This window comes from Dokdonella sp. (assembly GCF_035703485.1).
Taxonomy (GTDB): domain Bacteria; phylum Pseudomonadota; class Gammaproteobacteria; order Xanthomonadales; family Rhodanobacteraceae; genus Dokdonella.
The window spans coordinates 12828-31805 of record NZ_DASSYD010000118.1 but is presented as its reverse complement, the minus strand read 5'-3'; the positions used below and the strand labels follow the sequence as shown (position 1 = coordinate 31805).

Annotated in this window: 16 protein-coding genes; 13 read left to right on the top strand and 3 right to left on the bottom strand. The window is 59.9% G+C overall.

Translation table 11 applies throughout. From position 1 onward, the window contains the following. Positions 1-168 precede the first annotated feature (168 nt). Positions 169-375, top strand: a complete 207-nt coding sequence (locus VFN25_RS08960) for a YdcH family protein (protein ID WP_325141002.1) — start codon at positions 169-171, stop codon at positions 373-375. 11 nt (positions 376-386) lie between these two features. Here the strand turns inward: VFN25_RS08960 and plsB are convergent, their stop codons facing one another. Together plsB and VFN25_RS08950 are read right to left on the bottom strand one after the other, a co-directional pair. Beyond that, positions 387-2945, bottom strand: a complete 2559-nt coding sequence (gene plsB, locus VFN25_RS08955; RefSeq protein WP_414648914.1) for a glycerol-3-phosphate 1-O-acyltransferase PlsB — start codon at positions 2943-2945, stop codon at positions 387-389. A 33-nt stretch (positions 2946-2978) separates the two neighbouring features. Beyond that, a complete protein-coding gene (locus VFN25_RS08950; RefSeq protein ID WP_325140999.1) occupies positions 2979-3902 on the bottom strand; it encodes a hypothetical protein in 924 nt (307 codons plus the stop codon). A 253-nt stretch (positions 3903-4155) separates the two neighbouring features. Here VFN25_RS08950 and VFN25_RS08945 point away from each other — a divergent pair, with 253 nt between their 5' ends. From VFN25_RS08945 to VFN25_RS08890, 12 genes are all read left to right on the top strand, one after another. After that, complete coding sequence (locus tag VFN25_RS08945) at positions 4156-5202, top strand: rod shape-determining protein (RefSeq protein WP_325140998.1); 1047 nt, start codon at positions 4156-4158, stop codon at positions 5200-5202. 104 nt (positions 5203-5306) lie between these two features. Beyond that, a complete protein-coding gene (gene mreC / locus VFN25_RS08940; protein ID WP_325140996.1) occupies positions 5307-6233 on the top strand; it encodes a rod shape-determining protein MreC in 927 nt (308 codons plus the stop codon). Next, entirely contained in the window at positions 6230-6721 is a 492-nt protein-coding gene (mreD, locus tag VFN25_RS08935; protein ID WP_325140994.1) for a rod shape-determining protein MreD, read from the top strand. The genes mreC and mreD overlap by 4 nt, the downstream gene beginning before the upstream one ends. Continuing rightward, the gene (mrdA, locus tag VFN25_RS08930) at positions 6718-8601 is read left to right on the top strand and encodes a penicillin-binding protein 2 (protein ID WP_325140993.1); all 1884 of its coding nucleotides are present in this window, start codon (positions 6718-6720) and stop codon (positions 8599-8601) included. Before mreD ends, mrdA begins: the two co-directional genes overlap by 4 nt. Continuing rightward, positions 8601-9716, top strand: a complete 1116-nt coding sequence (rodA, locus tag VFN25_RS08925) for a rod shape-determining protein RodA (RefSeq protein ID WP_325140991.1) — start codon at positions 8601-8603, stop codon at positions 9714-9716. Before mrdA ends, rodA begins: the two co-directional genes overlap by 1 nt. Before the next feature lie 85 nt (positions 9717-9801). After that, complete coding sequence (mltB, locus tag VFN25_RS08920) at positions 9802-10800, top strand: lytic murein transglycosylase B (RefSeq protein ID WP_325140989.1); 999 nt, start codon at positions 9802-9804, stop codon at positions 10798-10800. After that, on the top strand, positions 10797-11687 hold the full coding sequence (locus VFN25_RS08915) for a septal ring lytic transglycosylase RlpA family protein (RefSeq protein ID WP_325140987.1): 891 nt from the start codon (positions 10797-10799) through the stop codon (positions 11685-11687). Before mltB ends, VFN25_RS08915 begins: the two co-directional genes overlap by 4 nt. Positions 11688-11751: 64 nt before the next feature. Then, positions 11752-13005 (top strand): D-alanyl-D-alanine carboxypeptidase family protein, encoded by a 1254-nt coding sequence (locus VFN25_RS08910; RefSeq protein WP_414648913.1) that lies wholly within the window; start codon positions 11752-11754, stop codon positions 13003-13005. A gap of 2 nt (positions 13006-13007) precedes the next feature. Continuing rightward, a complete protein-coding gene (locus VFN25_RS08905) occupies positions 13008-13298 on the top strand; it encodes a YbeD family protein (RefSeq protein WP_325140985.1) in 291 nt (96 codons plus the stop codon). Positions 13299-13353: 55 nt separating this feature from the next. After that, a complete protein-coding gene (lipB, locus tag VFN25_RS08900; RefSeq protein WP_325140983.1) occupies positions 13354-14034 on the top strand; it encodes a lipoyl(octanoyl) transferase LipB in 681 nt (226 codons plus the stop codon). After that, the gene (gene lipA, locus VFN25_RS08895) at positions 14031-15011 is read left to right on the top strand and encodes a lipoyl synthase (RefSeq protein WP_325140981.1); all 981 of its coding nucleotides are present in this window, start codon (positions 14031-14033) and stop codon (positions 15009-15011) included. The genes lipB and lipA overlap by 4 nt, the downstream gene beginning before the upstream one ends. A 41-nt stretch (positions 15012-15052) precedes the next feature. Beyond that, positions 15053-17332, top strand: coding sequence for a carboxy terminal-processing peptidase (locus tag VFN25_RS08890; protein ID WP_325140979.1), 2280 nt, complete (start codon positions 15053-15055; stop codon positions 17330-17332). A gap of 239 nt (positions 17333-17571) precedes the next feature. On the opposite strand, the gene VFN25_RS08885 is transcribed toward VFN25_RS08890, so the two are convergent. Then, the gene (locus tag VFN25_RS08885; RefSeq protein WP_325140977.1) at positions 17572-18975 is read right to left on the bottom strand and encodes a leucyl aminopeptidase family protein; all 1404 of its coding nucleotides are present in this window, start codon (positions 18973-18975) and stop codon (positions 17572-17574) included. Between the last annotated feature and the right edge of the window lie 3 nt (positions 18976-18978).

Genomic DNA, 18978 nt, shown 5'->3' with positions numbered 1-18978 from the left:
GAATCAACCGGCAAGGCCGGGTACCGCATCGATACCGAGGATACCTGCCCGGGGCGTCTGCGCCGAGACCTTTGAACGGCGAAGTGAGCGGTTCCTGCACGTGCTGTCTTGGCGATGTGGGCGTTGGCTCAGCGTTGGCTTAGACTGGGCCCAGAATCAGGGCGCCGCATGAATACCGAAGATCCCTCCACCATCACGCGTCAATTGACTGCTCTAAGGCTCGAGCATCGGGAACTCGATGCCATGATCGGACGACTGGTGCTCGATCCAGGTAACGACGAACTCGAACTCAAGCGCTTGAAGCGGCGCAAGCTGCATCTGAAAGACACGATCGCGATCCTCGAAAGCCGTCTGATTCCTGATCTGGATGCCTGATACCGGCTCGATCAGGCGTTGTCTTCGGTTTTCCCTGCATCATTCTCGCCATTGGTTCCCGGCAACTCTGAGGTCAATTTCAGGATGCCGTGGCGAATATCCCGGCTGAGGATGACTTTCGCCTCCTTGACCAGCGCCTCGAGATCGGCGTCGAAATCGAGCTTGTTGTCGGCATCGGCGCGGACGACGCGACGCTCACGCAACTTCAGGATGAATCCTCGGAACAGCGACTTGTCGAAAAACTCCGGTGCGTTGAGTTCGTTCAGCAGGGACAGCCGCTGGGCAGTCAGCGTGCACAACTTTTCAAGCTCGGCGGCAGTCAGCGAATTGCGACCATTGCTGGTCAGCAAGGCCAGCGTGATGTAGTAGCGTTCGACCGCTTGCAACAGGCTGTGCGACAGGGCGCGCAAGCGGAATGCGTTGTCGCTCTGGCCGGGCGCGCGCTCGATGACGCGACCTTCTGTGTCGCTTTCAAGCAAGCCACGCGCGACAAGAAAGTCGATGGATGCGCGCAGGCGATCGCTGAACTCATCCTCGCTCCACGGCAGAAACCATTCGGCCTGGATAAACGGATAGATCAGTTTTCCGAGACGCAGCACGCTGGCCCGGCTCATGCGCTGGTTATTGAGGAAGCAGCAAGCGATCCAGGCATCGGCAACAAAGACATGTTGCACATTGTTGCGAAAGTAGGAAAGAAGCACCGCGTTGTCGCCCTCGGCCATCAGTACATCACCGAGTGGATGATTGACGCGACGAATCCATTGCATGGCCTCGCCGTAGGCGATAATTTCAGCCGGAGTCTTTTCAGTGACGGTAACGCGATCACTGTAGGGCAGGGCGATCAGCAGATCCTTGTACAGCTCAAGCTGGGCGAGCAGGTCGGCTTCGGCCATGGCGTGTTTGGGCATGGCCAGAAGTGCCAGGGCGAGCAGGTTGATCGGATTGACGTCGACCGCACGATTGATATTTGACTGGATCCGTTCGGCAAGAACGTCGACGGCACCCGACAGCCATTCGGGCTTGCTGTCGGGCTTCTCGATCGAGTCACGCCAGTTCGGTGCCACTTCATCAAGCAAAACGCCAAGATTGATCGGCTCGCCAAAATTGATCGCGACTTTGCCGTAGCGCTGACGCAGCACGCCAAACGCCCGGAACAAGCCAAGCAGGGATTCCTTTTCCTTGGGTTTGCCGGACAGCTCGCCGATATAGGAGTTGCCCTCCATGAGCTTTTCGTAGCCGAAATAGACCGGCTGGAAGAGCACCGGGCGGCGCGATTCGCGGAGGAAGCTGCGCAAGGTCATGGCCAGCATGCCGCTGCGCGGCTGCAGCAATCGACCGGTGCGCGAGCGGCCACCTTCGATGAAATATTCGAGGGCGACGCCGCGAGCGAACAACTGGCTGACATATTCAGTGAAAACCGCTGAATACAGCGCATTCGACTTGAAACTGCGACGCAGGAAGAAGGCACCGCCACGACGCAGCAGAGCGCCCAAACCCGGTAGATTCAGATTGACCCCGGCGGCGATATGCGGCGGCACCAGGCCATTCTGGTAGAGCGTGTAGCTGAGTAGCAGGTAGTCGACATGGCTGCGATGGCAGGGGACGTAGATCACCTCATGGCCGGGCGCGACCGCACGCAGCTTGTCGAAGTGATGCATGACGACGCCGTCGTAGAGCTTGTTCCACAAGGCGATCAGAATGAACGATATCGAGCGCACGACGGTGTGTGAATAGTCGGCGGCGATTTCCAGCGCATAGCTGCGCGCACGGCGGCGAACCTGCTCGACCCTGGCGCCTTCCTTGGTCGCGACGGTGTCGATCGATTGGCGAACCGCATCGGAATCAACGACCGAATCGACCACCGTGCGCTTGTGCGAAAGATCGGCGCCAATGATGGTGGTACGGGTCAGGCGGAAGTGCACACGCAATACCCGCGAGAGTTTGCGTACGCTGCGCTCCAGCGGCACGTCATCCTGTTCGCTCAGGGTTTCCTTGAGCGATACCGGAGCGGAAAACTGGACGATGGTGTCGCGGCCATTGAGCAGGATCGCGAGCAGGCGCCGGAAGCGGCCGACAACCACCCAGTTTTCCGCAAACAGCACGCGGAACCAGCCCGACTGCCGATCCGGGGCGCGACCGACAAAAATCGAAACCGGGACCAGGCGGATATCCTCCTGCTGATTCTTGCTGACCATTTCGGCCAGTTGGCTCAAGGTTTCCGAACGCGAGCTGTGGGAGCGGCTGCGAAACAGGCTGGGTCGCGGAGTCAGCGCGATTATCGCCCGGGTACGCTTGATCGGCAGCTTCGTCGCCGACTCGTATGGCGATGGAAGCTCGGCTTCGCGACAGGCCTGTTCGAGGATCAGCGTGTCGGAGAGGCCGTAGCGTTCGACGACATAGACGGTCGGAATACCATCATTCGGCAGCAGCTCACGGGGTTCGCGCGGTTCCCGGCGAATGCGAATCCACGGCCGCAATACCGCGCTGGCCAGCTTCAGCCAGAACGGCGCGCGCGGTGCGCTCACGTCCTGTGGTGGCGTGGGCAGAGGAAGGTTCTGTTGCATGGGCATTCCGATCGATCGTCTTGATGACGATACTGCGGATCATCCTTCGCCCGTTGCCGGTTCTGTTGATTCTGCGGGTGTCGCCGGCGCGCTCATCCGGGCTTCGGCCTTGCGCGCCTTGAGTTTCTCTATCGTGTCCTTGCTGTACCAGCGACCGTCGATACGTACCATTTCGGTGGTCGCTTGCAACGGCGTCCCGAGCAGGTTGTAGTCGAGCTGGACCACGGCGTTGTCACCTTCACTCGAGACCAGGGTTGTCTTGACCGAATCCAGCGTGTCGTTGATCGAGAAACCATAGACATCGAGGACCTTCTTGAGGCCGTTGAAGGCGATCTTCATCTTCGGAGCGGACTCATCAAAGCTCATGGCGCGGGCCTGATCCAGGGTTTTCAGGTCGAGCTCGCGCGCCGTTGCCGTGACGTTTTCCAGGGCCTTCCTGACCAACTCGGGGTCGGTGAAGCGGGTTTTCTCGACCCAGGTTGCGAGTGCTTCGATGATATTCGACGCTTGTTCCTTTTCGCTGGCGGACAGCTCATTGCTTTGCTGCACAAGGCCTTTCAGGTAGCCGCGACCCATCGCCACGATGGTCGGCATCTGCTTTTGATACTGGGCATCGAACTGGCGGATATCGGGTTCCAATTCCTTGTAGAGAGTCGCTGCGGCGTCATCAGCGGTCAATTTGGCCATGGTTTCGGCAAAACGCGCGCGGGCGGCATCATCGACAGGCGCCTCGTCCTTCTCGCTGGCCCATTCGGCCTTGATCCGGGCGAATTCCTCGGGCGGCAGCGAGTTCTGGATCAGACCGGCGACGTCACTGTCGCGGGCCAGCGCGATCGAGCGCTGGACGGTCTGCTCCGGCCCGCTGGCCTTGGCACCGGCCGATTGCGAGGAATCGTTGTTGCAGGCTGCGGCGGCTAGCACCAGGGTCGCAAGTAGAGCAGATCGAAAAATCGTCTTGAGCATGGGATTTCCAGCGTAAAGTCAGGCGCGCACTCTATCAGTCCGACCCATCCGTAGTCAGCCAGGTCGAACGTGCAGAACTGGCTCGCGAATCGAGCAAGCAATGTTCGCCAGGCAATCGGCGGCTCTCCCAATAGCCGTTTGAGCAACGTTGCCTTAACGCGAATTTGGCTTGCCTGCAGTGTTGGCCGTCTCTAAACTGTCGCGCTCCTTGCAGATCCTCACTGCAGCATCACTTCCCGGATTCAGCTTACTCATGTTCAAAGGCTTGCGTGGTCTCTTTTCCAACGACCTGTCGATCGATCTCGGCACGGCGAATACCCTGATCTATGTCCGAGGTCAGGGCATTGTCCTCAACGAGCCGTCGGTTGTCGCGATTCGTCAGGATCGGGGCCCCGGTGGCCCGCGAAGCATCGCTGCGGTCGGCTCCGATGCGAAAAAAATGCTCGGTCGCACGCCTGGCAACATCGTCACGGTGCGTCCGCTCAAGGATGGTGTCATCGCCGATTTTTCGATGACCGAGGAAATGCTCAAGCAATTCATCCGCAAGGTGCATCGTTCACGCATGTTCCGCCCGAGTCCGCGTGTACTGGTCTGTGTGCCCTGCGGCTCGACCCAGGTCGAGCGCCGCGCGATCAAGGAATCGGCAGAAAGCGCCGGCGCGCGCGATGTGTTTCTGGTCGAAGAGCCGATGGCCGCTGCGATTGGCGCCGGCATTCCGGTCGGTGAGGCGCGCGGTTCGATGGTTCTCGACATTGGTGGCGGCACCTCGGAAGTCGCGGTGATCTCGCTCAATGGCATCGTCTACTCGCAATCGGTACGCATCGGCGGCGATCGTTTCGACGAGGCCATCATCAATTACGTGCGACGAAATCACGGCACCTTGATTGGCGAAGCCACGGCCGAGCGCATCAAGATGGAAGTCGGTTGCGCGTTTCCGCAATCGGACGTCAAGGAGATCGAGGTTTCCGGACGCAATCTGGCCGAGGGCGTGCCGCGCATGTTCACGGTCAATTCAAATGAAATTCTCGAAGCGCTGCACGAACCGCTTTCGGGTATCGTCAGTGCGGTACGCAGTGCGCTCGAGCAGACTCCCCCCGAGCTTTGCTCCGATGTTGCCGAACGCGGCATTGTGCTGACTGGTGGCGGTGCGCTGCTGCGTGATCTTGATCGCCTGCTTTCGGAAGAGACCGGTTTGCATGTGCATGTGGCGGACGAACCACTGACCTGTGTGGCTCGCGGTGGCGGGCGTGCGCTTGAGCTTGTGGATCAGCACGGTGGTGATTTCTTTGCTTCCGAGTGATCAGCGTTGCCACAAGGCGACGCTGATCAAATGGCACAACCCACGCAGCGCTCAGCAGGCCTGCCAGGCGAGCCGCGAGGCGAAGTGCAAGTTCCGCGATACACATGCCCCTCTCGAATCCTGACAAGGTTTTCCTGTTTGCCGAAGGTGCGGTCAGTACCGCGCGTCTGATTGCCTATCTGACCCTGGCAATGATCATCATGGTCATCGATCACCGTGCTGGCTACCTGGAAAGCCTGCGGGTGTTTTCGCGCGTGCTTGTCGAACCGGCTTACCGGATTGCCGCGCTGCCGTCTGATGTGGCGCGCGCAGGCCGATTGGCAGTGGTAACGCAAGGCAAGCTCGTCGACGAGAACCAGCGTCTTCGCGAGGCTCTGTTGCTGGCTCAGGTCCGGCTCAACCGGATGTCGGCGTTGACCGCGCAGAATGAGCGGTTGAAGCAATTGCTTGATGTGCAAAAAGAGCTGGGTCTTGGCGTGCATCTCGCGCGCCTCATTGATATCGATCTGGATCCGTTCCGCCATCGCATCGTCATCGATGCCGGCAGCTCGCAAATGATCGAGGTTGGACAACCCGTGCTTGATGCCTTTGGCATCATGGGACAGATTGTCGAGGTGCTGCCGAATACTTCGGTGGCCTTGCTGATCACTGATCCAACCCACGCCATTCCGGTCAAGGTGCGCCGCACTGGCCTGCGCACGATTGCCTACGGAACCGGTGCCATCAATCGCCTGCGTCTGCCGAACATACCGATCAGCTCGGATATCAAGGTCGGTGATGAACTGGTCACTTCCGGGCTCGGCGGTCGTTTCCCGGCAGGCTTCCCGGTCGGCGAAATCATCGAGATCAGCAATGACGAAAGCGGCATGTTTGCCGCAGCAATTGCCAAGCCCACGGCGGCGCTGGATCGCAGTGGTGAAGTTCTCCTGTTGCAGGATCTGCCACAGCCGATGGGGCCACCGGCGCCGGATGCCGAGCTTGCCCAGTCTACCGAGCCCGAGCCCAAGCCGAATCCGGAGGCCGGACAATGAACCGTCGGCGCATTCAGACTTGGGTTTTCATAGCCAGCATCGCGCTCGCGTTCCTCCTGCAGCTGACGCCGCTGCCGCAGCCGTTGCTGGCGTTCAAGCCCTGGTGGATCGCCCTGGTCCTGATCTACTGGGCGATCGAAACCCCGGATCGGGTAGGTCTGGGTTTCTGCTTTCTGATCGGTCTGTGTGGCGATCTGTTGACCGGGCAGTTGCTCGGTGAACAGGCGATGCGCCTGGTCGTCATGGCGTTCATCGTGCTGCGTTTTCGTTCGCGCCTGCGCTTCTTTCCAATCAGTCAGCAAGCACTTGCCGTGCTCGGCCTGCTGCTCAATGACCGAATCGTGGTAATCATGGTGCGAGGTTTTTCCGGCGACCCGATTCCTCCCGTTGATTTCTGGATTTCTCCATTTACAGGCATGCTGGCGTGGCCATTCGCCTTTCTTCTGCTCGATGATATTCGCGCCCGGTTGCGCGCCCGGGAGTCATGAAGCGTCGGCCAATCAAGGATGGTCGTCAGGAAGCGGCTCTGTTCCTGCGCCGGGCCCTGGTCGGGTTTCTGATCATCTTCGTTTGTCTGGTCGTGCTCGGATTCCGCTTCTGGTATCTGCAAGTCTCCCAGCATGCCGAATTTCAGGCCCGATCCGATGCCAACCGGATTCTGACCCGACCGCTGGCACCGGCGCGAGGTTTGATCTATGACCGCAACAACGTCCTTCTGGCGGAAAACGTCGCGGCGTTCCGGCTTGAGGTGATTCCGGAGCAGGTTGCCGACATGGATGCCCTGCTGCAGGGCCTGCGCGACACCATCGGTATCAGCGACGATGACATTTCCCGCTTCAAGGCGCTGGTCAAGACCAAGCGCTCGTATCAGAGTGTGCCGCTGAGACTCAAGCTGAGCGAAGAGGATATCGCCTTGTTTGCAGTCAACCGTTGGCGCTTTCCCGGTGTCGACGTTGTGCCTTATCTCACTCGCTACTATCCCAAGGGTGTCGAGTTTGGTCATCTGGTCGGCTACGTCGGACGAATCGATGCCAATGATGTCGAACGCCTGGATGCTTCGCTTTATGCCGGTACGACGCATATCGGCAAAACCGGGATCGAAAAATCCTACGAAGAGCTCCTGCACGGCGTGCCGGGCTACGAACTGGTTGAGGTCAATGCGGATCGACGACCGCTCCGGGTTATCGAACGGGTTGCGTCGACCCCGGGCAAGAACCTCTACCTGACCGTGGATACGCGAATCCAGGAGGCTGCTGAAGCGGCATTTGCCGATCGAGCCGGTGCATCCGTTGCGATTGATCCGCGCAATGGCGAAGTGCTGGCGATGATCAGCGTGCCAAGCTTCGATCCGAATCTGTTCGTCAACGGCATCAGCCAGACCGACTACAACGCGCTGCTCAACAACCCTGACAAACCCTTGCTCGATCGGGCACTGCGCGGCAGTTACGTGCCGGGTTCGACGGTCAAGCCGTTTATCGCCTCGGCAGGTCTTGAGCTGGGCTTGCGCAAACCATCGGATACGATTCTTTCGACCGGTGAATTCCACATTCCCGGGCAAAAGCGTGGCTATCGCGATGTGCGGGCCGGCGGCCATGGTCGCGTTGATCTGGTTCAGTCGCTGGCTCAGTCGGTGAATACCTATTACTACGCGCTGGCCCTGGACATGGGCATCGACAAACTCACCGAGTCGATGGCCCAGTTCGGATTCGGCAAGCCGACCGGCATTGATCTTGCCGGTGAAAGTGATGGCGTGCTGCCATCGCGAGAGTGGAAGCGGGCGCAGAAGAACGAGCCGTGGTATCCCGGTGAAACCGTGATTGCCGGGATCGGCCAGGGTTTCTGGGTGGTGACGCCACTGCAATTGGCCCACGGTGTTGCGATGCTAGCCGCTGGCGGTGTTTCGCATCGCCCTCATCTGCTGCTTGCGACGCAACAGGGTATTGGCGATGCACCGGTTGCTGCGCCCGTCGAGCCCGGTGGAACCAGCTATTTCAAGGATCCCTCCAATTGGCAGGCGGTACGCGAAGGCATGATTGCGGTGGTCAACGGGCCGACAGGTACTGCGCGTCGCATGGGTATCGGTTTTCCTTATGTGATTGCCGGCAAGAGTGGCACGGCTGAGCGCTTCTCACGTACCAACGAAGTCTGGCAACACATCTCGCAAGTCGCGGTTGAGCGTCATCAGGTGCTGTTCGAGGCATTCACGCCGGCGGAAAAGCCGCGTATTGCGGTAGTGGTCGCGCTTGAAGCGGGTCGTGGCGGCAGTACCGACGCGGCGCCGATCGTGCGTACGATGATGGACGCCTGGCTGCACGATGAGCCAGACGCCCTGACAGAGCCGCCCAAGACCATGGATGCGGGGCGCTGATGGACGAACTCCTCGCCCAGCTTCGCTATCGCATCATGGGATTGGTGCGTCGTCCACGCTTCGACCTGCCGCTGGCCGGAGCCTTGTTGCTGCTCGCCGTGGTTGGCCTGGTGACTCAATACAGCGCCAGCGATCTGGATCGTGACAAGGCCATTGCCCAGGGAGCTCGGCTTCTGCTCGGCGGCATCCTCATGGCTCTGATTTCGCGCGTGCCCCCATCGAGTCTGCGCAACTGGACGCCGTGGCTCTATGCCGCCAGCGTGATTCTGTTGATTCTGGTCGCCCTGCTCGGCGAAGGCCGCGGCTCCGATCGCTGGCTGGATCTTCGCGTGGTGCGCTTTCAGCCTTCCGAATTGCTCAAGTTGACCATGCCGATGATGGTCGCCTGGTATCTGAACCAGCGACATTTGCCGCCATCCTGGTCGAGTCTGTTTGCGGTCGCCGTGCTGATTGCAATTCCGGCCGGATTGATCGCCGAGCAACCCGATCTCGGCACGGCCCTGCTGGTCATCGCCAGTGGCTTGTTCGTGGTGTTTCTGGCCGGGCTGGCCTGGTGGCGAATCGGCCTGATCATTGGCAGCGTGATTGCCGCCGCGCCGGTGGCCTGGCACTTCCTGCACGAATACCAGCGCAATCGAGTGCGCACGCTGCTCGATCCGGAATCCGATCCCCTGGGGCTCGGCTGGCACATCATCCAGTCAAAGATCGCGGTGGGTTCCGGCGGCATGTGGGGCAAGGGCTGGCATCATGGCACGCAATCGCGACTCGAATTTCTGCCTGAGCACACCACGGATTTCATTTTTTCCGTGTTTGCCGAAGAGTGGGGCCTGATCGGCGTACTGCTTCTGCTGACCCTCTATCTGTTCATCATTGGACGCTGTCTGCTGATTGCAGTGAACGCCAAGGATACCTATTCGCGCCTGCTCGCCGGTGCGATCAGCATGGCGTTCTTTGTCTACGTCATCGTCAACGGCGGCATGATCACCGGCATTCTTCCAGTGGTTGGCGTGCCGCTGCCCCTGATCAGCTATGGCGGCACGTCGGCGGTATCGCTGCTGGCCGGATTTGGCGTGCTGATGTCGATCCACGCACAACGTCGACGAGTGGCAGGGTGATGATCCGACGCGATACCCTTACCGTACCTACTACGAGGCTTGCCCGATCTTGAACAAAACCTGCTGGATCTCATTTGGATTGCTGATGGCCTTCGCCTTCACACCGGTCAGCTCGGTTGATGCCGCCAATGCCAGACCGGTGAAATCGAAGAGCCCGGTTAGCTCGACGCTCGATCCGGAATATGTCGCGTTTGCGCGCAAGCTGCAGAGTGAGGATGGTCTGGTCGAGTCCGATGTTCTGGCGACGCTGGCCAAGGCCAAAGTCCAGCAGAGCATTCTCGATGCCATGTCGCGTCCGGCTGAAGCCAAGCCGTGGAAGGATTACCGACCGATCTTTCTCACCGACAAGCGACGTGACGATGGCATTGCGTTCTATCGGGCCAATCGTGAACTGATTGATCGAGCGGCTGCGGAGTTTGCTGTCGATGCTGAAGTCATTGTCGCGATCATCGGCGTTGAAACCAGCTATGGCCGCAATTTCGGCAGCTACAAGGTGCTCGACGCGCTGGTAACCCTGGGCTTCCATTACCCGCCGCGGGCCACATTCTTCCGCGGCGAATTGCGCCAGTTGTTCCTGCTTGGCGACACGCACATGGCCTATCCGATCGACGAACTGGTCGGTTCCTATGCTGGTGCCATGGGCTGGGGTCAGTTCATCCCGACCAGCGTTGCCAACTTTGCCCGCGATTACGATGGCGATGGTCGGATTGACCTGTGGAATTCGTTGCCTGACATCGTCGGCAGCGTTGCCAACTATTTCGCGGTCCATGGATGGGAGGAAGGCCAGCCGGTGGCGGCCCGGGCAAGCATTCGTGCCGACGCGCGCGAACTCAAGCCGGACGGATTGGATCCGGTCTATCCGATCGAACAGCTCAAGAAGTGGGGCTATCTGCCGAGTGATCCCATTGAACCGACCGAGCTGGCAACCCTGTTGCGCCTTGAGGGCGCCCAGGGTGAGGAAAGCTGGCTGACCTTCCACAATTTTTATGTCATCTCGCGCTACAACCGCAGTCCGCTTTATTCGATGGCGGTCTGGCAATTGTCACGAGAGATTGCCGCTGGTGTGGCTGGCGACAAGAGGTGAAAAGTGCGCTGATTGCGATCGCTGTCGCGTTGCTGCTGGCTGCCTGTGCCCGGCATAAGCCACGACCGCAGACGCCAGCTTCGCAGCCTTCCACGACAGTGCCACAACCCCGCGCTGTGCCAGAAACCAGCCTGCCGCAATCCAGGCGTTATCGCGAAAGCCAGGATGGCGGCCCCAGCGAATCCGACGTCGATATCAGCAAACTGGTCGAGCCGGTTCCCAAGGTCGAAGCAAAGTCACGCTACGGCAACAAGTCACCCTACAGCGTGCTCGGCAAGACCTACCGGGTGATGCCGGATGCGCACAACTATGTCGAGCGTGGAATCGCATCGTGGTATGGCAACAAGTTCCACGGCTACATGACATCAAGCCTTGAGCCGTACGACATGTACAAGTTCAGCGCGGCACACAAGTCCCTGCCTTTGCCGAGCTATGTGCGCGTAACCAATCTGGCCAATGGCAAGAGCGTTGTCGTGCGGGTCAATGATCGAGGTCCTTTCCATGAGAATCGCCTGATCGATCTTTCCTATGCCGCAGCGGTACGTATCGGGGTCTGGCCCAAGGGCACGGCCATGGTCGAGGTACGGGCTTTGAATGCCGGCGAACTGGAACCGGCGCCATCGAATGCTGTCTCAGCGTCGGATATTCCTTCAAGGATCTATGTTCAACTCGGCGCTTTTGCTGATCGCGACAATGCGCAACGTTTCCTCGCACGCATTGAACAAGCCGGTCTCAGCCGCGCCAATATCGTCACCACGCGGATCAACAAACGCGAGATTCATCGGGTTCGCATCGGGCCTCTGGCCAGCGTTGCCGAAGCCGACGCGCTGGTTTCGCGCATTGAAAAGCTCGGTTTTGGAATGCCGCGCGTGGCGATCGAAGATTGAACGGGTGACAATAGCGTCCTTGCGGGTGCCCTGCGCCATACCTCTACTGCTTCAGGAGTCTGTTTTGCCGAACAAGTTGCTGGTCGCCTCCCTGATCGCTGCCTGCGCAGCCCTTCTCACCCAGGCCAATGCGCAGAGCCCGGCCACGCCACGGCCGATGCCACAGCCGGCCTCGCCCACGATTGCCACGCCGACACCACCACCGCCTACCCTGGATGCCAAGAGCTGGGTGCTGATGGACTACGCCACCGGTCAGGTTCTGCTCGAAGGCAATGCTGACGAGCGCGTGGAACCGGCCTCGATCACCAAGATCATGACCTCCTACGTGGTTTCGGCCGAGCTCGCGCACGGCAAGATCCACATGGATGATCCGGTCACGATCAGCGAGAACGCCTGGCGTTCTGGCGGCGCCGGAACCGATGGCTCGACCAGCTTCCTGGAACTGAACAGTCAGGTGCCACTCAAGCAATTGCTCTACGGCATGATTATCCAGTCAGGCAACGACGCAGCCATCGCGCTGGCCGAGCACACGGCGGGTTCGGAAGAGCTGTTTGCGAATCTGATGAATCAGTACGCCGCCCAACTCGGCATGACCGGCACTCACTACGTTGATGCCAGCGGTCTGCCCAACCAGAATCACTACACGACGGCACGCGATGTCGCTCTGCTTTCTCGTGCCCTGATCCACGACTATCCAGCCGAGTACGCGATCTACAAGATCAAGGAATTCGAATGGAATGGAATCAAGCAGCACAACCGCAACACCTTGCTCTGGCGCGATTCCTCGGTTGATGGCATCAAGACCGGTCACACCAGTGCCGCAGGATATTGTCTGGCGACCTCGGCCGAGCGTGGCGATCAGCGCCTGATCGCGGTGGTCATGGGGGCCGGCAGTGAAAAGCAGCGTGCCGATGACAATCAGGAGCTGCTCAACTATGGGTTCCGCTTTTTCGAGACGCACAAACTCTACGAAGTCAGCAAGCCTTTGGCGACGCCGGCATTGTGGAAAGGCGAAGCGGCCACGGTTGCGCTTGGCGTTGCCGAGGATGTCGTTGTTACCCTGCCGCGCGGTCGCTACGACGATCTCAAAGCCAGCATGGATCTGCCTGCGCACCTGATTGCGCCGCTTGAAAAGGGTCAGAAAGTCGGCAGCCTGAAAGTCCAGCTCGATGGCAAGACCTTGCTTGAGCGCCCGATTGTGGTGCTCGCCGATGCCGCCGAAGGCGGGTTTTTCAAGCGCATGCTCGATAGCGTGATGCTGTGGTTCGAAAGCGAGGACAAGCCTGACGCCGGCGCGGCACGCGCAAGCGACGGCTGAACATGAAGAACATCAATGACATCGAACCGCAAAGCTCCAGCCAGGGATTCCAGTTCCCCGGGGCGTTCGAGATCACCGCGCTCGGCCGCGCCGATGCCGATCTGGAATCCCGTGTCATGCAAATCATCGAGGGCCTTGGACTCAGCGTGATCACTGGCAGCCTGCGCTCGAAGCCCTCGCGTGAAGGCAACTATTTGTCGGTCGCAGTCACCTTCACCTGCCCGGATCGCGAAACCTACGACAAGGCACATGCGGCTTTGCGTGCCGACGAGGCGATTCGCTGGACGATCTGAATCCGGTGCCTTCTCCGGGCTTGATCATCGATTTCACTGTCCGAATTTTCTTGATATGTCCCAGCCACTGATCGTCCGTCGCCTTGGTCGCCAGCCCTACCAGCCGGTCCTTGATGCAATGCGCGCATTCACCAATGTTCGCGATGAGAAGACAACGGACGAGTTCTGGCTGCTTGAACACGAGCCCGTATTCACCCTCGGCCAGGCTGGCAAACCGGAACATGTCCTGGCAGCCGGAGATATTCCGGTGCTGCACGTCGAGCGCGGCGGCCAGGTGACCTACCACGGGCCAGGCCAGATTGTCGGCTATCCGCTGATCAGCCTGCGTCGACTCGGTATCGGCGTTCGCGAACTGGTCGATCGCATCGAACAAGCCATCATCGACACGCTGGAGCACTGGAATATTGTTGCAGTACGCCGGGTCGGAGCGCCGGGAGTCTACGTTGCCGATGCCAAGATCGGCGCACTCGGCCTGCGCATCCGGCGTGGCAGCTCGTTTCACGGTCTGGCGCTCAACGTGAACCTGGATCTGGAGCCATTCCGGCGCATCAATCCGTGTGGTTATCAGGGTTTGCAAGTGACCCAGATGCTAGACTTGGGCGGTCCGGGATCGCTCGTCGCGGTCGAAGATGTTCTTGTAGAGGAACTGTCACGGCAGTTCGATTTCACGCCGCAGCCCGGTGCCGCGGAACTTCCGACTTTTGCTGCCGACGCGGCGGCCACGCTTGCCCAATGAACGAACCGATCAAGACCATCGCGCTGACTGTCGTCGGCGAAAAGCAACAAGGCAGTGCCAAGATTGCGCGTAATCGGGCGGGTTTCGCCGATTCACCGACTCTGCGCAAGCCAGCCTGGATTCGCGTACGCATACCACCTGGCAATGCAGTCGCCCAGCTAAAATCCAAATTGCGCGAAAACAGTCTGGTCACGGTCTGTGAAGAGGCTTCGTGCCCGAACATCCACGAATGTTTCAGCAAGGGCACGGCGACCTTCATGATTCTTGGTGAGGTCTGCACCCGGCGCTGCTCGTTCTGTGATGTCGCCCATGGCCGGCCGAAAGCGCCTGATCCGCTGGAACCGGCCAAGCTCGCCGGCACCATTCGCGACATGCGCCTGCGCTATGTGGTCATCACCTCGGTTGATCGAGACGACCTGCGCGATGGCGGCGCCGGTCATTTCGCGGCCTGTATTCGTGCCGTCCGTTTCGAGAATCCGAACATCCAGATCGAAATCCTGACCCCGGATTTCCGCGGCAAGGGGCGCATGGATCGTGCCCTGGAGCTGCTTGCCGAGTATCCGCCAGACGTGTTCAACCACAATATCGAGACGGTGCCGGATCTGTATCGAGAAGTCCGTCCCGGTGCTGACTATGCCTGGTCCCTGCAGCTCCTCAGGCGTTTCAAACAGCAACATCCCGAGATCCCGACCAAATCCGGCATCATGCTCGGTCTTGGTGAAACGCTTGACCAGGTCCGGCGCACATTGAACGATTTGCGCGAACATGCGGTCGATATGGTCACGATTGGCCAGTATCTGCAGCCCACCGCACACCACCATCCGGTGTTGCGCTACTGGTCACCGGATGAGTTCAACGCGCTGGCCGATTACGGCAAAACGCTCGGTTTCAGTCATGTGGCTTCGGGTCCGATGGTGCGCTCCTCGTACCACGCGGACGAAATGGCTCATGCAGCCGGCTTCGCCGAGACAGCCTGAACATCACACCACGCGTTACCCAAGTATTGATGGAGAGCTTCATGCGTCGTATTCCCCTGATCCTCGTGCTGCTGGCCGTGTGTACCCTTGCTGTTGCCAAGCCAGCCGCCGATACCACTGCGCCGCTTGTACTCAAGCCGACCGCCGACCAGACCGAAGCCGCGATCTGGGCGATGCGCTTTCTGTCGCGATTCCACTACAAGCCGATGCCGCTCGATGATGCGATGTCGGAGAAGATCTTCAAGAGCTATCTCGATAGCCTGGATGGCGACCATCTGTTTTTCACCCAGGCCGATATCGACAAGTTCGAACCGGTTCGCGACAAACTCGATGACGCCATATTCGAGCGCGATCTGTCTGCGCCGTTCGCCATTTTCAACCTGTACCAGCAGCGCGTGGCCGAGCGGCTGGACTACTCGCGCACGCTACTCGCCAAGCCGTTTGACTTCAGCAAGGACGAGTCCTACGAGTACGACCGCGAGAATGCCCCCTGGGCGAAGAATTCCGCCGAGCTGGATGACCTCTGGCGCAAGCGCGTCAAAAACGACTGGCTGCGTCTCAAGCTTGCCGGCAAGCCGAGCAAGGAAATCCGAGAGACCCTCGATAAGCGCTACTCGAACTATCTGAATCGCATCCGCCAGCTCAATAGCGAGGATGTCTTCCAGACCTTCATGAATGCCTACGCGACCTCGATTGAACCGCACACCAACTATCTGAGTCCGCGCGCGTCGGAGAACTTCGATCTGGCCATGAGCCTGTCGCTCGAAGGAATTGGTGCCGTGCTGCAGCGTCTCGACGAGTACACGGCTATCCGCGAGATCGTTCCTGGCGGTCCGGCGGCGCTGTCCGGCAAGCTTAATCCGGGTGATCGCATCGTCGGCGTCGGCCAGGGCGTTTCCGGGCCGATCCTCGATGTGATCGGCTGGCGGCTTGATGATGTCGTCGACAAGATCCGCGGCCCCAAGGGAACCGTGGTGCGCCTTGAGATTCTGCCCGATGCGGCCGGACCGGATGGCAAGCACGAAGTGCTCACGATCACCCGCAACAAGGTCAAGCTGGAAGAGCAGGCGGCCAAGAAGTCGATCATCGACGTCAAGAATGGTGACGTCACACGACGTATCGGCGTCATCACACTGCCGAGTTTCTATCAGGATTTCGCCGCACGCCGCAGTGGTGATGCCGACTACAAGAGTGCAACGCGAGATGTCGAGAAACTGCTTGGCGAACTGCGTGCGGAAAAAGTGGACGGTGTCATCGTCGATTTGCGCAACAACGGCGGCGGATCACTGGATGAAGCAACCAATTTGACCGGCTTGTTCATTGACAAGGGACCGGTCGTGCAGATCCGCGACGCCAGCGGTCGCGTCGAGGAAAAATCGGATACACGTGCCGGCACCGCCTGGAACGGACCACTCGGTGTGCTCGTCAACCGGGCTTCGGCCTCGGCCTCGGAGATTTTCGCCGCGGCAATCCAGGATTACGGGCGTGGCGTAATCATTGGTGAACCGACGTTCGGCAAGGGCACGGTGCAGAACCTGCTCAACATGGATGACATGGCGCGCAACGAGACGCCCACCTACGGTGATCTGAAGATGACCGTACAGCAGTTTTTCCGTATTGATGGAGGTTCGACTCAGCTGCGTGGCGTGACTCCGGAAATCAGCTTCCCGATGACCGTGGCCAGCGATGAGTTTGGTGAATCGAGCTACAAGAATGCCTTGCCGTGGACCTCGATCAGCAAGGCTGATTACAAGCCTGTCGCCGATCTGAAGCCGCTGATTCCGATGCTGCAGGCGCGGCATGCCGTGCGCGCCAGCGAGGATGTGGAGTGGAAGAATTTCGTGGCTGAAATCACCGATGCCAAGCGCATCCGTGCGGAGAAGACGCTCTCGCTCAATGAGCAGGTGCGGACCAAGGAGCGCGATGATCAGGAGGCCCGGCGCAAGGCTCGCGAGGCCCTTGCCGGCGGCGCATTCCCGGACAAGGATCCGGCGGCGAAGTCAGTGGAAGATGCGCTCAAGAGTGCCGGTATGCCAAAGAGTGATCGAACCGAGGTTGAAGTCGAAGGTGGGCATACGGTTGTCAGCACCGAAGGCGAAGACGACTCTAACGCCGGGCTGACCCTGCAGGATGACGGCTTGCAAGCTGACGAGCGCAGCATTGCCAAGGATCTTGAGCGCGAGGAACAGCGCAAGGCCAAGCGCGATATCGTCCTCAATGAAGCCGCACAAATTCTCTCCGACGAGGTCGATCTGATCCGCGACGACACCAAGCTGGCCGCCCGCGTGCTTCCGCACGAGGCAGCCGGAAACGTGGATTGATCAGAGGCGGGGAGTCGGGAATTGGGAGTGCGGAGTCGGAAAAGCCGACTTCGCCACGAAGCGAAATTGCCCGCCACCGGTGTCGATCAGATTCGTTGCCGGACTCATTGAGAACTCTCTTGTGCATTCCTCTGCAGGAGTTCCCTTCAGGGGCGATGCCTTTCTGCATATCGAGAAAGAACATCGTCGCTGAAGGGAGTTCCTGCGAAAACCAGATGGCGAAGCTTCCAACCGACCCCCTACTCCCCACTCCCCACTCCGGCTCCTCCAAAGCGCTGCTTGAGGAACGCCAGATACGCTCGCAAGCCCTGCGCTTCGCCGCCCTTCGGTCGCCCCGGGCGTTCGGAGTCGTTCCAGGAATAGACGTCCAGATGGCACCACGGGGTCTGCTCGGGTACGAAGCGTTCGAGGAACAATGCCGCACTGATCGCGCCACCCTGGCGGGACGGACCGGAGTTGGCCAGGTCGGCAATGTAGGAATCGAGCATGGTCAGGTAGGGTCGCCACAACGGCATGCGCCAGAGCGGGTCCTGGGTTTGGGTTCCCGCATCGAGCAACGCCGTGGCAATCTCGTCGCGATTGCAGAACAGAGCCGGCAAATCGGCTCCTAGAGCAACCCGCGCGGCACCGGTCAAGGTGGCAAAGTCGAGAATCAGATCGGGTTTCATTTCGCCGGCGTAGGCCAGCGCATCGCAAAGAACAAGACGACCTTCGGCATCGGTGTTGTCAATTTCAACACTGAGATTGCCGCGTGTCTGGATGACATCGCCGGGTCGGAATGAATCTCCAGAAACGGAATTTTCGACCGCCGGAATGAGCAAGGTGAGTCGGATCGGCAGCTTCGAATCAAGGATCAGGCCGGCCAGACCGATCGCATGGGCTGCGCCACCCATGTCTTTTTTCATCCAGCGCATGCCGTCGGCATTTTTCAGATCCAGTCCGCCAGTATCGAAACACACGCCCTTGCCAACCAGGACCACGTGCGGCGCGTCCTGCGCGCCGTGTGACAGCATGGCCAGACGTGGTGCTCGTGATGCAGTGGCGGCACGACCGACGGCATGGATGGTTGGAAAATTGTCACGCAGCAACTCATCCCCGATCCATTCGCGATAGTCGCCGGCATGACGCTCGGCGAGTGCGCGGACGGCGCCGGCGAGATCGGCCGGTCCCATATCCTGGGTTGGTGTATTGATCAGGTCGCGAACGACGGTCGCAGCCTCGGCGAGGCTGGTGACGCGGGCACGCAACGCATCGTCGATGACCAGCCGCGCGGCTTGACGGGTTGGCTTGCGATAGCGGGAAAAGTGGTAGGCGCCGAGGGCCCAGCCGAGTGCCGCATCGGCGGGATCCAGAGCAATCCCGCGCGAATCCAGCGCATAGTCAGCAGCTGGCAGGCGGCGTGGCAATGACGCCAGCGCAAACAAGCCGCTGCTCGCATTGCAGCCGACAAGCATGATCGACGGCTCTCCGTCGGTGCCGGGGATGCCGAGAAAACGGCCATTTTCGCCGTGAAAGTCATTGGCATTGCATAGCTTTGCAACACCTTTGCCCAAGCGCGCCATCAGTGCCTCGAAGTTTTTCTCGTCGGTGGCGACAAGCGGGGTGATTGATGCGGCTTGCGCTGCGTTGATCCAGGCGTCCATGAG

Coding starts and splice junctions, on each gene's coding strand:
- VFN25_RS08960 (WP_325141002.1), top strand. CDS start 169: ATGAATACCGAAGATCCCTCCACCATCACGCGTCAATTGACTGCTCTA.
- plsB (WP_414648914.1), bottom strand. CDS start 2,945: ATGCCCATGCAACAGAACCTTCCTCTGCCCACGCCACCACAGGACGTG.
- VFN25_RS08950 (WP_325140999.1), bottom strand. CDS start 3,902: ATGCTCAAGACGATTTTTCGATCTGCTCTACTTGCGACCCTGGTGCTA.
- VFN25_RS08945 (WP_325140998.1), top strand. CDS start 4,156: ATGTTCAAAGGCTTGCGTGGTCTCTTTTCCAACGACCTGTCGATCGAT.
- mreC (WP_325140996.1), top strand. CDS start 5,307: ATGCCCCTCTCGAATCCTGACAAGGTTTTCCTGTTTGCCGAAGGTGCG.
- mreD (WP_325140994.1), top strand. CDS start 6,230: ATGAACCGTCGGCGCATTCAGACTTGGGTTTTCATAGCCAGCATCGCG.
- mrdA (WP_325140993.1), top strand. CDS start 6,718: ATGAAGCGTCGGCCAATCAAGGATGGTCGTCAGGAAGCGGCTCTGTTC.
- rodA (WP_325140991.1), top strand. CDS start 8,601: ATGGACGAACTCCTCGCCCAGCTTCGCTATCGCATCATGGGATTGGTG.
- mltB (WP_325140989.1), top strand. CDS start 9,802: ATGGCCTTCGCCTTCACACCGGTCAGCTCGGTTGATGCCGCCAATGCC.
- VFN25_RS08905 (WP_325140985.1), top strand. CDS start 13,008: ATGAAGAACATCAATGACATCGAACCGCAAAGCTCCAGCCAGGGATTC.
- lipB (WP_325140983.1), top strand. CDS start 13,354: ATGTCCCAGCCACTGATCGTCCGTCGCCTTGGTCGCCAGCCCTACCAG.
- lipA (WP_325140981.1), top strand. CDS start 14,031: ATGAACGAACCGATCAAGACCATCGCGCTGACTGTCGTCGGCGAAAAG.
- VFN25_RS08890 (WP_325140979.1), top strand. CDS start 15,053: ATGCGTCGTATTCCCCTGATCCTCGTGCTGCTGGCCGTGTGTACCCTT.
- VFN25_RS08885 (WP_325140977.1), bottom strand. CDS start 18,975: ATGGACGCCTGGATCAACGCAGCGCAAGCCGCATCAATCACCCCGCTT.